We start from the raw sequence: 13,831 nt of genomic DNA, 5'->3' as shown, positions 1-13,831 counted from the left end.
TAACTTCCGCCAAAAATCTCGAAAGGGCGGAAACATGGCTACGCAAGGACTTGCCGATCTCTGGGACGACGCCAAGGCCGCCGGCATGAGCGAGGCGGAACTGCTCGTCTACCGCTCCAACCTGCTCGGCTCGGACAAACGCATCACCAACTATGGCGGCGGCAATACCTCGGCCCAGGCGATGGAGAAGGACCCGCTGACTGGCGGGCAGGTCGAGGTGCTGTGGGTGAAGGGTTCGGGTGGCGACCTCGGCACCATGAAGATGGACGGCTTGGCCAGCCTCTACATGGAGAAGCTGGAGGCGCTGAAGGGTCTTTATCGCGGCCTCGCGCATGAAGACGAGATGGTCGGCTACCTGCCGCACTGCACCTTCAACCTCAATCCTCGTGCCGCCTCGATCGACACCCCGCTGCACGCCTTCGTGCCGCGAAAGCATGTCGACCACATGCATCCCGACGCGGTGATCGCGATTGCCGCGGCCAGGGACAGCAAGGCGCTGACGCAGAAGATTTACGGCGACGAGATCGGCTGGCTGCCGTGGAAGCGGCCAGGCTTCGAACTCGGCCTGTGGCTGGAAAAGTTCTGCAAGGAGAACCCCAAGGCGCTTGGCGTGGTTCTGGAAAGCCACGGCCTGTTCACCTGGGGTGACACGGCGAAGGAATGCTACGACGTCACCATCCGCATCATCAACAAGGCGATGGAATTCTTCGCGGCTGAAGGCAAGGGCAAGGCTGCCTTTGGCGGAGAAGTGCGCAAAACTTTGCCGGCTGAGGAGCGGCGGGCCATCGCGGCGAAACTGATGCCGGCGCTGCGCGGCATGATCTCGGCCAAGGAGCGCAAGGTCGGGCATTTCGACGACCAGCCGGCGGTGCTGGAATTCATCGCAGCGCGCGATATGGAAAAACTGGCCGCACTCGGCACAAGCTGCCCCGACCATTTCCTGCGCACAAAAATCAGTCCGCTGGTGGTGGATTTCGACCCGGCCAACCCGGATATAGACAAGACGCTTGCCGGCCTGCCGGCATCGCTGGAAGTCTACCGGCAGGGCCACGCCGCCTACTACGAGCGCTGCAAGCGGCCGGTAAGCCCACCGATGCGCGATCCCAACGCGGTGGTCTATCTCGTCCCCGGTGTCGGCATGATCACCTTCGCCAAGGACAAGGCGACCGCCCGCATATCCGGCGAATTTTACGTCAACGCCATCAATGTCATGCGCGGCGCCTCGACCGTCTCGGACTATATGGGCCTGCCCGAGCAGGAAGCCTTCGACATCGAATACTGGGTTCTCGAGGAGGCCAAGCTGCAGCGTATGCCCAAGCCGAAACCGCTGGCCGGCCGCGTCGCGCTGGTGACAGGCGGGGCGGGCGGCATCGGCCGGGCGATCGCCGACCGGTTGATGGCTGACGGCGCCTGCGTGGTGCTTGCCGACATCGACGCCGGCTCGCTGGAAACCGCTGAAACAGAGTTCGCCAAACGCCATTCGGCCGATGTGGTGCGCGGCGTAAAGCTGGACGTGACCAGGGAAGCGGAAGTTGCGGAAGCCTTTGTTTTCGCGGCTAAGGAATTCGGCGGACTCGACATTCTTGTCTCCAATGCCGGCATCTCGTCGGCCTCGCCGGTCGAGGACACGGAGCTGTCGCTGTGGACCCGCAACATCGATATCCTCGCCACCGGCTATTTCCTGGTGGCGCGCGAGGCGTTCCGGCTGATGAAGCGGCAGAAGGCGGGCGGCAACATCGTCTTCATCGCCTCCAAGAACGGGCTTGCCGCCTCGCCCAACGCCTCGGCCTATTGCACGGCCAAGGCTGCCGAAATCCATCTCGCCCGCTGTCTGGCGCTGGAAGGCGCGGATGCCGGCATCCGCGTCAACACGGTGAACCCCGACGCCGTGCTGCGCGGCTCCAACATCTGGAAGGGCGAATGGCGCGAACAGCGCGCCGCCGCCTACAACATGAAGCCGGACGAACTCGAGGAGCACTACCGCAAGCGCTCCATGCTGAAGCTCGGCGTGTACCCGGAAGATGTTGCTGAGGCGGTCTGGTTCTTCGCTTCCGACCTGTCGGCGAAGTCGACGGGGAATATTTTGAACGTCGACGCAGGCAACGCGCAGAGTTTTACGCGGTAGCGCGCCCTAACCCTCCCCTTGAGGGGAGGGTCGACGAGCCAACGCAACGAAGTGGAGTTGGCGAGGCGGGGTGGGGGTGAAGAGCAAGCATTGTTGCCCCCGCCCCGCTACGCATCGCCGTTGCGCGGCATGCCTCGCGACCCTCCCCACGAGGGGGAGGGTGGGCGCACCACTTAGGAGGACACATGACCGAATCCATCATCGCCGCCGACACCGTTGCCGACCACAACAGAGCGCGCGAAGAAGACCTGCGCCGTGACTACGATCACCTCGGCGAACAGCTCGCCCGGCGCGGCATCAAGATAGACGCGATCCGCGAGAAGGTGGAAAGCTTCGGAGTCGCCATCCCGTCCTGGGGTGTCGGCACAGGCGGCACGCGCTTCGCCCGTTTTCCCGGAGAGGGCGAGCCTTGCAATGTCTTCGACAAGATCGAGGACTGCGCCGTCATCCAGCAACTGACGCGCGCCACGCCGACCGTGTCGCTGCACATTCCGTGGGACAAGGCCGACCCGAAGCGGCTGAAGCAGGCCGCCTCGCGCTTCGGCCTCGGTTTCGACGCCATGAACTCCAACACGTTTTCCGATGCCAGGGACCAAAGGCTCTCCTACAAGTTCGGTTCGCTCAGCCATGCCGACGCCGCCGTGCGTCGTCAGGCGGTCGAGCACAATCTGGAATGCATCGAGATCGGCAAGACGGTCGGCTCAAAGGCGCTGACGGTGTGGATCGGCGACGGTTCGAACTTCCCCGGGCAGGTGAATTTCACAAAAGCGTTCGAGCGTTATCTCGACGCCATGCGCGAAATCTATGACGCATTGCCGGAGGGCTGGAAGCTTTTCTCCGAGCACAAGATGTACGAGCCGGCCTTTTATTCCACGGTCGTGCAGGACTGGGGCACGAACTACCTGATCGCTCGGGAACTCGGGCCAAACGCCTATTGCCTTGTCGACCTCGGCCACCACGCGCCCAACGTCAACATCGAGATGATCGTGGCGCGGCTGATCCAGTTCGGGAAACTCGGCGGCTTCCATTTCAACGATTCCAAATATGGCGACGACGACCTCGATGCCGGCTCGATCGACCCCTACCGCCTGTTCCTCGTCTTCAACGAACTGGTCGACGCGGAATTGCGGGGCGCGAAAGGCTTCTACCCCGCGCATATGCTCGACCAGAGCCACAACGTCACCGACCCGATCGAGAGCCTGATGCTGTCGGCGGTCGAGGTGCAGCGCGCCTATGCGGCGGCGCTGCTGGTCGACCGTCAGGGGCTGGAGAGCTATCAGGCGGACAACGATGCGCTGATGGCCACGCAGACGCTGAAGACGGCGTTCCGGACGGACGTCGAACCGATCCTCGCCATGGCGCGGCTGAATGCCGGCGGCGCCGTCGACCCGGTCGGCGCCTACCGCGCCGCCGGTTACCGGCAGAAGGTTGCCGCGGAGCGGCCGGCGGTCAGTTCGGGTGGCGGCGGGATCGTGTGAGTTTGGTGCGTCCTTCGAGGGCGAACCTGGAAGGACGCGTCAGCCCCGCCTACAGCGTCGCGCCGAGATGCCAGGGCACGAACTCGTTGTCGCCGTAGCCGAATTCCTCGCTCTTGGTCTTCTTGCCCGACGCCGTCTCGACGATCAGCTCGAAAATCTCGCGGCCCATCTGCGGGATGGTCTTGTCGCCCGAGGCGATGACGCCGCAATTGACGTCCATGTCCTCTTCCATTGAATTGTAGAGGGCGGTGTTGGTCGCGACCTTGATCGACGGGGTCGGGTGGCTGCCGAAGCAGGAACCGCGGCCGGTGGTGAAGACGATGACGTTGGCGCCGCCCGCCACCTGGCCGGTCGCCGAGACCGGGTCGTAGCCGGGCGTGTCCATGAAGACGAGGCCGTGGCCTGAAACCTTCTCGGCATAGGCGAACACGCCGTTGAGCGGCGTCTGGCCGCCCTTGGCCACCGCGCCCAGCGATTTTTCGAGGATGGTGGTCAGGCCGCCGCGCTTGTTGCCGGGCGACGGGTTGTTGTCGATCGACGCTCCGTGCTTGGCGGTGTGGTCCTCCCACCATTTTATGTAGCCGTCGAGCTTTTCGGCGATTTCCGGCGAGGCAGCGCGGTAGGCGAGCAGATGTTCGGCACCATAGATCTCGGTGGTCTCGGACAGGATGCCGATGCCGCCGGCCGCCGCCAATATGTCGACGGCGGCCCCCAGGGCCGGATTGGCGGTGATGCCGGACATGCCGTCCGAGCCACCGCATTGCAGGCCAACGACGATTTCCGACACCGGGATCGGCTCGCGCTTGAGATTGCCGACCTCCTCGCAGATTTCCTCCAGCACGCCCATCGCCTTCTCGACCGATTTGCGCGAGCCGCCGGAATCCTGGATGTTGAAGTGCCGCTTGCCGGCGGCGGCACCCTTGCGGCCGTAGAGCGTCAGCTGGTTGACCTCGCAGCCGAGACCGACCATCAGCGCGCCGCCGAAGTTCGGATGCCTTGCATAACCCGCCAGCGTGCGGTGCAGCACCATCATGCCGTCGCCGGTAGCGCTCATGCCGCAGCCTTGGCCGTGGACGATCGGCACAAAACCGTCGATGCCGGGATATTTCGGCTTCAGCAGCGTGTTGGCCGCGTCGGCGATGGCATGGCAGACGGTGGCGGAACAGTTGACGCTGGCAATGATGCCGATGAAGTTGCGCGTGCCGGCGCGGCCGTCGGCGCGGCGATAGCCCATGAAGGTGCGGGCGCGCTCTTCCTCGGTCGCCTCGACCGGAGCAGTCGGCGGCACCACGGGCATACGGCCAGCCTCGAAGACGAGGTTGTGCGAATGCACATGCGCCCCAGCTGGAATGTCGGCCGTCGCCTTGCCGATCGCCTGCGCATATTTCACCACCGCCTCGCCAGCCGCGATCGGGCGGATAGCCACCTTGTGCCCGGGATCGATCGTGGCGAGTGCTACGGCCCCGCCGGGCAGCGTTTCCCCGGCCTCTATACGGCCATTGGCGACGGCGACGTTGTCGGAGGGTGAAAGAACGATGCTTTTGGCGGCGGTCACGGGTCGTTTCCCTGGCTGTTCGGGATAATGGCTGAGGATGGTCCGGCTGAAGGTCGGCGCATGGTCGCCGGTTTTGATGGATCAGAGACGCAAAGCGTGCTGAATTGGGTTGACTCCCCTCGGAGGGACGTATTGTCTTTTATCTTAAAAAAACATTTGAGTGCAATTGGTTTTTGCCGGTAAGGCGCTGCCGAAGAGGGATGGAATTCCCCGATGTCGAAGACCAGCACGGTTTTCAAGCAAGCCTACAACCGCTGCCTGAGCCTGCTTGCCGCGCGTGACTGCCTGCCGTCGGAGCCGGAGCTGGGGCTGGCGCTCGGCGTCAGCCGCACCACCGTTCGCGCCATCCTGACGCATCTGGCGGAGGCCGGCGTCATCGCCTGGGACAAGCGCAGCAAGGTCAGGCTGCGGGCTCCGGTGGATGCCGACTTCTACCCGGCCGAGGAAACGGATTCGCCGGCCGAGATCATCGAGCGCAGCTTCATGCGGCTGCTTCTGGCGCAAGGGGTCGAGCCCGGGACCCAGATCACCGAAGTCGAGCTGGCGCGCGAGATCGGGGTCGGAACCAGCAGCCTGCGGGAATTCCTGATCCGTTTCAGCCGCTTCGGCCTGATCGAGAAACGCCCGAACAGCCGCTGGATGTTCAAGGGGTTTACCCGAGAGTTCGCGCTGGAATTGACCGAGATCCGCGAGATGTTCGAACTCCGCTCGGCATTCGCCTTCATCGAACTCGCGGAAGCCAATCCGGCATGGACGGCGCTCGACGCCATGGAGGCCGAGCATCACGGTTTCGCCGACGCCATAGCGCGGCACTACGTGGATTTTTCGGAACTCGACGAGCGCTTCCACCGGCTCATCCACAACGCCTCGCGCAACCGCTTCATCGTCGATTTCTACGACGTGATCGCCATGATCTTCCACTACCACTACCAATGGAACAAGGCGGGCGGGCGCGAGCGCAACGCAGTCGCGGTGACCGAACACCTCGCCTATATCGACGCACTCAAATCGCGCGACAGGGTGCGCTTGCAGGCCGCCTGCCGGGCGCACCTCGACTCTGCCCGCACCACTTTGCTGAGGTCCCTGCCGGGCGTTGTCGCCTGAACAATCGATCTGTTCGTCCGCTGAATTTTCTGCGATGTTATGGAACCTTTGCTACTTTAGTGCATTGAACACCAGACTCCCCCTTGAATCCGTGGAGGAACGGCATGGACGCGATCCTGTTTCGTGTGCCTCTGAGATTGAATATCGATGGCACACCGGTTGAAATCGACTCTCTTCAGAATGCGGTAACCTTCCTGCGCGACTGGCCCGGCGCGAGGCGAGGCCCGGTTTATGCCTGTGCGATGAAAAGCTGCGAGGCCGCACTTGCCGGCGCCGTGAGGGCCGAGGATGCCCGCAAGGCGTTTGAGAGTTTTGCGAGGATTACCGGAATCCTCGGAGCGCGGACCTTTGCGCCCGATCCGGCGGCCGCAGCTCGCGTCCCGTCCTCGCTGGTCGCCGCCCACCACTGATAGTCGTCAGACCGGGGCGCCGGCAACCGAGCCCCTGACCACCAGATCGACAGGCCACACCTCGCCGCGGGGATCGTCCTCCAGTCCCGAAATGCGGGCGGCGAGACGTTCGGCGATGCGGGCGCCGGCGAGCCGGATGGACGACCGCGTGGTGGAAAGCGGTACGGGAAAATTCTCCGGTTTCAGCCAGGGAAAGACGTCGTCATGGGCGACCAGCGAAACGTCCTTCGGCACCGAAAGGCCAAGGTCGCGAAGCGCGCGGACGACCCCCAGTGACATGATCAGGCTTGAACACAAAATGGCGGTGGGCGCCGCTTCCTGTCCGAGCAGGCTGCGGGCGGCGCGATAGCCGTTTTCCTCTGTCATCACGACGGAGCGGATCATGGTGGGCATAAGCTCGATGCCGGAAGCCGCCAGCGCCCGCCGCAGGCCCCTCTCGCGGAAGATCGCAAAAGTCTCGCGGTCGTCGCCATTGATCAGCCCGATCCGCCGATGACCGAGCTGCACCAGCAGGCGGCCGGCCTCGTGAAACGCCCCTTCATTGTCGATGTCGAGATGCGGGTATGGAAAGTCCAGCCCTTCGGAGCGGCCATGTACCAGGAAGGGCAGGCCGAGCTGGCGGAGCAGTGTTATGCGCCGGTCCTGTGGCTTGGGCGAAGACACGTAGACGGCATCGACCTGCTTGTTGGCCGCGACGCGGCGATAGGTCGTCTCCTCGTCGCCGGCCTCGGCCGGGCTGAGCACGAGGTCGAGCTCGTGCGAGCGCGCATAGTCGCCCAGGCCGGACAGGAACTCGACGAAATGCGGGTCGATATCGACGTTCGATCCGGTTGGCAGCACATAGCCGATCATGCCGGCCTTGCCGGTGGCCAGCCTTCTCGCGCTCGGGTTGGGCCGGTAGCCATGCCGCTTGGCGGCGTCCATGACGCGGCGGCGCGTCTCCTCGTTGACCTCGGGATAGCCGTTGAGGGCGCGGCTTACCGTCGTCTGCGACAGGTCGAGCATGCGGGCGAGCTGCTTCAGGTTCATGGTCGATATTTCTTCAAAGCGCTTTAAAAATGCCGCCTTCCTCACCCTCACGCTTGAGACAGACCGCAACGGGTACAGTAGGCATGGATACATCCCCATTTGAAGCCGAAAACCACATTGCGGCGCAGGAAAATCGTGCTGCATCGCGAAAAATTTAGATTTAAATCGATTAGTGACGGAAGAGGCTTGACTTCGATGCGGTTTGACAAGTAGATGGTAGATAGCCAAAGCGCTTTGGAAATCGGTTCGGATCGGGTTGTCGCGAGGATGCGTGTGGACTCAGGTTGCGGACGGGTTCAGGGTAGCGTCGGCGGGATGGAATGGAGGTTCCGTCCACCAGCAGAATCCAAAGGGAGGAAATCCGATGAGGAAAAGTCTGTTTCTCGGCGTCGCTCTTACGGCGCTCGTATTGAGCTGGCCGGCGGCGGCCGAACTGAAATTCGCGCCCGGCGAGGACGCTCGTTTCACATGGTCCAATTTCGATGACCTCAAGAAGGTCGATCTGAAGGGCGAGACGCTGACGATCTTCGGACCGTGGCGCGGCGAGGACGAGGCGCTCGTCCGCACCGTGCTGGCCTATTTCACCGAGGCGACCGGCGCAGAGATCAACTATTCCTCGTCGGAAAACTACGAGCAGCAGATCGTCATCGACACCCAGGCCGGCAGCCCGCCCAACATAGCGATCCTGCCGCAGCCGGGCCTGATCCAGGATCTCGCCTCGAAAGGTCTTTTGACGCCACTCGATGCCAGCGACGCGCAGTTCGTCAAGGACAATTATGGCGCCGGCGAATCGTGGGCCGCGCTCGGCACCTACAAGGACAAGGACGGGACCGAGAAGTTCTTTGGCTTCCCCTACAAGGCCGACCTGAAGTCTCTTGTCTGGTACGTTCCGGAGAATTTCGAGGAAGCCGGCTACGAGGTGCCGACGACCTGGGAAGACATGATGAAACTGTCGGACAAGATCGTCGAGGATGGCGGCGTTCCGTGGTGCATCGGCCTCGGCTCCGGCGGCGCGACCGGCTGGCCAGCGACCGACTGGGTCGAGGACATCATGCTGCGCACCCAGTCGCCGGACGTCTATGACAAGTGGACGAAGAACGAGATTCCATTCAACGATCCGGCGGTCGTCGGCGCCATGCAGATATTCGCCGACATCGCCACCAACGACAAATATGTCGACGGCGGCAAGGCCGCGGTCGCGGCCACCGACTTCCGGGACAGCCCGAAAGGCCTCTTCGGCATCCCGCCGAAGTGCTACATGCACCGCCAGGCGTCCTTCATCTCCTCCTTCTTCCCGGAGGGTACGAAACTCGGTGAGGACGCGGACTTCTTCTATCTGCCGCCGATGGCCGCCAAGCCTGACCTCGGCAAGCCCGTGCTGGGCGGCGGCACATTCTTCACCATCACCAAGGACTCCAAGGCCGCGCGCGCGTTCATCAAGTTCATCGAGATGCCGCTGGCGCACGAGATCTGGATGGCACAGTCGGGTCTTCTCACCCCGCTCAAGTCGGCCAACCCGGAAGCTTACGCCAACGACGCGCTGAAGAAGCAAGGCGAGATCCTGGTGAACGCCACGACTTTCCGCTTCGACGGGTCAGACCTGATGCCCGGCAAGATCGGCGCCGGCGCCTTCTGGACCGGTATGATCGATCTCGTCGGCGGCAAGCCGGCGGCCGACGTGGCGGGCGACATCCAGAAGAGCTGGGACGCCATTAAGTAGACCTCCGCTCAATGGCAGCGCCTGCCCGCCCGGCATCGCTGCCCTTACCGGCCGCCCTCTTCCCGTAGGAGGGAGAGGGCTTCCGCAAGCCCTTTGGCCTGTCGCCAAACCTTGCGGGTGGCGAAGGCCGGCACAACTTCCGCCCTCTCCATGTGGGTAGGGGGCGTCGGCAGGCGGGCGAGGGGCAACGTCCGCCTGCCGGCTCCATCGGCATCCGCCGGTTTCCGGCGTTCGAGCACGCGAGCAAAGCTAAAGGCATCGGTCCTCATAGAGGGGAGGAATCCATGGCTACCCAGTTGTTCTCGGCAATTCTGGTCATCATCATCGGCGTCGGCGGTTGCGTCGCCTATTTCTGGGGCGCCAACAAAGCCCTCGACCTGGTCTTCCCGTCGCGTGGGGTCAGTGGCGCTGCGGCGATCGACAATCTGCGACGGCAGGGTGTGATCCGGCCCTGGCTGTTCATCGGGCCGGCGCTGATCATCATGACGATCTACCTGATCTATCCGGTGGTCGCGACGCTGATCCTGTCGTTCCGCGACAAGGGCGACGACCATTTCGTCGGCTTCGCCAACTACGCATGGGCGTTCGGCGACCGCGAGTTCCTGAATTCGATCGTCAACAATCTGTGGTGGCTGATCGTCGTGCCTGCTGCCTGCACCTTCCTCGGGCTGGTGATCGCGGTGCTCACCGACAAGATATGGTGGGGCACGATCGCCAAGAGCCTGATCTTCCTGCCGCTCGCCATCTCCTTCGTCGGCGCCAGCGTCATCTGGAAGTTCGTCTACGAGTACAAGGGTGAAGGCCAGACGCAGATCGGCATCCTCAACGCCATCATCCAGGGCCTCGGCGGCGAGCCTCAGGTCTGGATATCGCTGCCCTTCTGGAACAACTTCTTCCTGATGATCATCCTGATCTGGATCCAGACCGGCTTCGCCATGGTCATCCTGTCCTCCGCGCTGCGCGGCATTCCGGAAGAGACGATCGAAGCCGCGGTCATCGACGGCGCCACGCCGTTCCAGATCTTCTGGAAGATCATGATCCCGCAGATCTGGGGCACCATCATGGTGGTCTGGACCACCATCACCATCCTGGTGCTGAAGGTCTTCGACATCGTGCTGACCATGACCAACGGTCAGTGGAACAGCCAGGTTCTGGCCAACCTGATGTTCGACTGGATGTTCCGCGGCGGCGGCGATTTCGGCCGCGGCGCCACGATTGCGATCATCATCATGATCGCCGTGCTGCCGATCATGATCTGGAACATCCGCCAGGCGAACAAGGAAACGGGAGGGCACTGAGACCATGACCTCCCTATCTGGAACCAGTTCTGTTTCTCGGACGGCGAGGCGACCCACGCGGAGGGTCGCACAGGCCGATATGGGACATCGGCCATGCGAGCCGACAAAGTGGGCGCCCGCCGCCCGGAAACCCGTGGGGCCGGGTGAATTTGCCCCAAATCCTTCGGTCTTCGACTCGGTCGTGGCGCCACCACGACCCTCGGCGAAGCCCTCGACCTTGGAACAAATTCCCACCGGCAGAACGGGTTCAGATAGGGAGGTCATGGTCTGATGGCGCAGGCTAGCGGCAAATCGGCCGGCAAATCCTTCTTCGGCCGCTTCGGCGTCCACATCGCCGTGCTCTTCTTCGTCGTCGTCTGGACGATCCCGACGCTCGGCATCCTCGTCTCGTCGCTGCGTGACAAGGACCAGATCATCGCGTCGGGCTGGTGGAGTTCCTTCGCAAGCTCCAGCCAGACCGAGGCGGGCCGGCTGCCGGCCGCCTCGGCGCAGACCGAGAAGGACGGAAAATTCGTCATCGAGGGCAACATCTTCGGCGACGCTACGCCCCGCGACATCAGCGCCTTCGGCACCAAGGCGGCAGCACCAACCGAGCACAAAGCCGGCACCGCCGCCGATCTCGGCGACGGCGTCACGCTGCAGCTCAATGCCAACGGCAGCTTCGTCATGGCATCGCCCAAGGCCTTCGAGGGCGAGCGCGGCCAGCGTGTCTATTTCGCCTCCTCGGCGCCGCCGCGCTTCACCACCGAGAACTACGAGACGGTGCTGTTTTCCGAAGGCATCGGCCGCTCCTTCATCAACTCGCTGACGGTGACCATCCCGGCGACCATCATCCCTATCCTGATCGCCGCCTTCGCCGCCTATGCGCTTGCCTGGATGCGCTTCCCCGGCCGCGCGCTGCTGATCGCCGTCATCATCGGCCTGCTCGTCGTGCCGCTGCAGATGTCGCTCATCCCACTCTTGAAGCTCTACAACGGCGTCGGCGCCTTCTTCGGCGTTCCGGCCAAGACCTATCTTGGCATCTGGCTGGCACATACCGGCTTCGGCCTGCCCTTCGCCATCTATCTGCTCAGGAGCTACATGGCCGGCCTGCCGCGCGAGCTGATGGAATCGGCCCGCATCGACGGCGCCAGCGACTTCGAGATATTTATCAAGATCGTGCTGCCGCTGTCCTTCCCGGTGCTCGCCTCCTTCGCAATCTTCCAGTTCCTGTGGGTGTGGAACGATCTGCTGGTGGCGATGGTTTTCCTGCGGACAGACGCCGACCAGCTTGTGCTGACCGCGAGGTTGAACGCCCTGCTCGGCTCGCGCGGCGGCGACTGGGAGATCCTCACGACCTCGGCCTTCGTCACCATCATCGTGCCGCTGATCGTGTTCTTCTCGCTACAGCGCTATTTCGTCCGCGGCCTGCTCGCGGGCTCCGTCAAGGGAGGTTGATCGATGCAATCGGCAGCACGCAGGGTCGAGCGGCCCGAGACCGCGCCGGACCGCGACTGGTGGCGCGGCGCAGTGATCTACCAGATCTATCCGCGCAGCTACCAGGACTCCAACGGCGACGGCATCGGCGATCTGAGGGGTATCATCCGCCGCTTGCCCTACATCGCCGACCTCGGCGCGGACGCGATCTGGATATCGCCGTTCTGCAAGTCGCCGATGAAGGATTTCGGCTACGACGTGTCGGACTATTGCGACGTCGACCCGATGTTCGGCACGCTTTCGGATTTCGACGCGCTGATCGCCGAGGCGCACCGGCTCGGCCTCAAGGTGATGATGGACGAGGTGATCTCCCACACCGCCGACGTGCATCCATGGTTCAAGGAAAGCCGCTCCAGCCGCACCAATCCCAAGGCCGACTGGTATGTCTGGGCCGATGCAAAACCGGACGGCACGCCGCCCAACAACTGGCTGTCGATCTTCGGCGGCTCGGCCTGGGCGTGGGATACGCGCCGTCAGCAATATTTTATGCACAACTTCCTGTCGGAGCAGCCGGACCTCAACTTCCACAACCGGGAAGTCCAGGACGCGTTGCTCGACGTCACCCGGTTCTGGCTGGAACGTGGCGTCGACGGGTTCCGGCTGGATACGATCAACTTCTATTTCCACAGCCAGGGGCTGGAGGACAATCCGGCGCTGCCTCCCTCCGAGCGCAACGACCAGACCGCGCCCTCGGTCAATCCCTACAACTACCAGGACCATATCTACGACAAGAGCCGGCCGGAGAATATCGAGTTCCTCCGGCGCTTCCGCGCGCTGCTCGACGAATATCCTGCGGCCGCAGCGGTCGGCGAGGTCGGCGATTCGCAACGCGGATTGCAGGTCGTTGCCGACTACACCGGCGGCGGCGACCGCGTTCAGATGTGCTACGCCTTTGATTTCCTCGCGCCGGAGAAGATCAGCGCGCCGAAAGTGAAAACGGTGCTGGAGGATTTCGGCCGCGTTGCCAGTGACGGCTGGGCCTGCTGGGCCTTCTCCAATCACGACGTGAAGCGCCACGCCTCTCGCTGGGGCGAGGGTGAGGCCGACCGCACCGCCTATCTGAAAGTGATCTCTGCGCTGCTGATGTCGCTGCGGGGCTCGGTCTGTATCTATCAGGGGGAGGAACTCGGCCTGACCGAGGCCGATCTCGCCTTCGAGGATCTGCAGGACCCCTACGGCATCCGCTTCTGGCCGGAATTCAAGGGCCGCGACGGCTGCCGCACGCCAATGGTTTGGGATTCGAAAGCCAACAATGGCGGGTTCTCGACGGAAAAACCGTGGCTGCCCGTTCCGGCCGAACATCTTGGGCTGGCCGTCGATACCCAGAGGGGCGATGCCGCGTCGCTGCTCGAACACTACCGGCGCTTCCTGGCCTTCAGAAAGACCTATCCGGCCTTCGCCAAGGGCGAGATCGAATTCGTCTCCGCCGATGGTGACGCGGTCGCCTTCAGCCGCCGCTACGGCAACGAGGAGATAGTCTGCGCCTTCAATCTGGGGTCAGGACCGGCAACGGTCGACCTCGGCGGCGGGCGCATCGTGCAGCCGCTCGCCGGGCATGGATTTTCAGGTGCGTTGGACGGCGGCGCGATCCGCCTCGACGGATATGGGGCGTGGTTCGGGCGTCTGGCCTGATCGC

The 13,831-nt window shown here is 63.4% G+C and carries 10 protein-coding genes; 8 read left to right on the top strand and 2 right to left on the bottom strand.

Going from position 1 to position 13,831, the window contains the following annotated elements; translation table 11 throughout:
* Positions 1-34 precede the first annotated feature (34 nt).
* Together ACH196_RS26000 and rhaI are read left to right on the top strand one after the other, a co-directional pair.
* Positions 35-2,125 carry a bifunctional rhamnulose-1-phosphate aldolase/short-chain dehydrogenase gene (locus ACH196_RS26000; protein ID WP_396649831.1) on the top strand — a complete coding sequence of 697 codons (2,091 nt, stop codon included), beginning with the start codon at positions 35-37 and terminating at the stop codon, positions 2,123-2,125.
* Positions 2,126-2,310: 185 nt separating this feature from the next.
* On the top strand, positions 2,311-3,603 hold the full coding sequence (gene rhaI / locus ACH196_RS25995) for an L-rhamnose catabolism isomerase (RefSeq protein ID WP_396649830.1): 1,293 nt from the start codon (positions 2,311-2,313) through the stop codon (positions 3,601-3,603).
* 49 nt (positions 3,604-3,652) lie between these two features.
* Here the strand turns inward: rhaI and ACH196_RS25990 are convergent, their stop codons facing one another.
* Positions 3,653-5,158, bottom strand: a complete 1,506-nt coding sequence (locus ACH196_RS25990) for a UxaA family hydrolase (RefSeq protein WP_396649829.1) — start codon at positions 5,156-5,158, stop codon at positions 3,653-3,655.
* A gap of 213 nt (positions 5,159-5,371) precedes the next feature.
* On the opposite strand from ACH196_RS25990, the gene ACH196_RS25985 reads away from it, so the two are divergent.
* Positions 5,372-6,262 (top strand): FCD domain-containing protein, encoded by an 891-nt coding sequence (locus tag ACH196_RS25985; protein WP_396649828.1) that lies wholly within the window; start codon positions 5,372-5,374, stop codon positions 6,260-6,262.
* Between the two features lie 104 nt (positions 6,263-6,366).
* Positions 6,367-6,672 (top strand): DUF982 domain-containing protein, encoded by a 306-nt coding sequence (locus tag ACH196_RS25980; RefSeq protein ID WP_396649827.1) that lies wholly within the window; start codon positions 6,367-6,369, stop codon positions 6,670-6,672.
* Positions 6,673-6,678: 6 nt separating this feature from the next.
* Here ACH196_RS25980 and ACH196_RS25975 read toward each other — a convergent pair whose 3' ends face one another.
* Positions 6,679-7,701: a substrate-binding domain-containing protein gene (locus ACH196_RS25975; protein WP_396649826.1), complete on the bottom strand. Its 1,023-nt coding sequence runs from the start codon at positions 7,699-7,701 to the stop codon at positions 6,679-6,681.
* A 364-nt stretch (positions 7,702-8,065) separates the two neighbouring features.
* Between ACH196_RS25975 and ACH196_RS25970 the strand changes: the two genes are divergently transcribed.
* The 4 genes from ACH196_RS25970 (at position 8,066) to ACH196_RS25955 (ending at position 13,827) form a co-directional block, all read left to right on the top strand.
* The gene (locus ACH196_RS25970; protein WP_396649825.1) at positions 8,066-9,421 is read left to right on the top strand and encodes an ABC transporter substrate-binding protein; all 1,356 of its coding nucleotides are present in this window, start codon (positions 8,066-8,068) and stop codon (positions 9,419-9,421) included.
* Positions 9,422-9,705: 284 nt separating this feature from the next.
* Positions 9,706-10,719, top strand: coding sequence for a carbohydrate ABC transporter permease (locus ACH196_RS25965; RefSeq protein ID WP_396649824.1), 1,014 nt, complete (start codon positions 9,706-9,708; stop codon positions 10,717-10,719).
* Positions 10,720-10,989: 270 nt separating this feature from the next.
* The gene (locus tag ACH196_RS25960) at positions 10,990-12,156 is read left to right on the top strand and encodes a carbohydrate ABC transporter permease (RefSeq protein ID WP_396649823.1); all 1,167 of its coding nucleotides are present in this window, start codon (positions 10,990-10,992) and stop codon (positions 12,154-12,156) included.
* A gap of 3 nt (positions 12,157-12,159) precedes the next feature.
* The gene (locus tag ACH196_RS25955; RefSeq protein WP_396649822.1) at positions 12,160-13,827 is read left to right on the top strand and encodes an alpha-glucosidase; all 1,668 of its coding nucleotides are present in this window, start codon (positions 12,160-12,162) and stop codon (positions 13,825-13,827) included.
* Positions 13,828-13,831 lie beyond the last annotated feature (4 nt).

It is taken from the genome of Mesorhizobium sp. IMUNJ 23232 (genome assembly GCF_044326205.1).
Lineage (GTDB): Bacteria > Pseudomonadota > Alphaproteobacteria > Rhizobiales > Rhizobiaceae > Kumtagia.
The sequence above is the reverse complement of the archived record's forward strand: the minus strand, read 5'-3'. Positions and strand labels throughout refer to the sequence as shown.

What these genes read in the sequence shown, in the direction of transcription:
- ACH196_RS25985 (WP_396649828.1), top strand. Translation starts at nt 5,372, where the DNA reads ATGTCGAAGACCAGCACGGTTTTCAAGCAAGCCTACAACCGCTGCCTG.
- ACH196_RS25965 (WP_396649824.1), top strand. Translation starts at nt 9,706, where the DNA reads ATGGCTACCCAGTTGTTCTCGGCAATTCTGGTCATCATCATCGGCGTC.
- ACH196_RS26000 (WP_396649831.1), top strand. Translation starts at nt 35, where the DNA reads ATGGCTACGCAAGGACTTGCCGATCTCTGGGACGACGCCAAGGCCGCC.
- ACH196_RS25955 (WP_396649822.1), top strand. Translation starts at nt 12,160, where the DNA reads ATGCAATCGGCAGCACGCAGGGTCGAGCGGCCCGAGACCGCGCCGGAC.
- ACH196_RS25960 (WP_396649823.1), top strand. Translation starts at nt 10,990, where the DNA reads ATGGCGCAGGCTAGCGGCAAATCGGCCGGCAAATCCTTCTTCGGCCGC.
- ACH196_RS25975 (WP_396649826.1), bottom strand. Translation starts at nt 7,701, where the DNA reads ATGAACCTGAAGCAGCTCGCCCGCATGCTCGACCTGTCGCAGACGACG.
- ACH196_RS25980 (WP_396649827.1), top strand. Translation starts at nt 6,367, where the DNA reads ATGGACGCGATCCTGTTTCGTGTGCCTCTGAGATTGAATATCGATGGC.
- rhaI (WP_396649830.1), top strand. Translation starts at nt 2,311, where the DNA reads ATGACCGAATCCATCATCGCCGCCGACACCGTTGCCGACCACAACAGA.
- ACH196_RS25970 (WP_396649825.1), top strand. Translation starts at nt 8,066, where the DNA reads ATGAGGAAAAGTCTGTTTCTCGGCGTCGCTCTTACGGCGCTCGTATTG.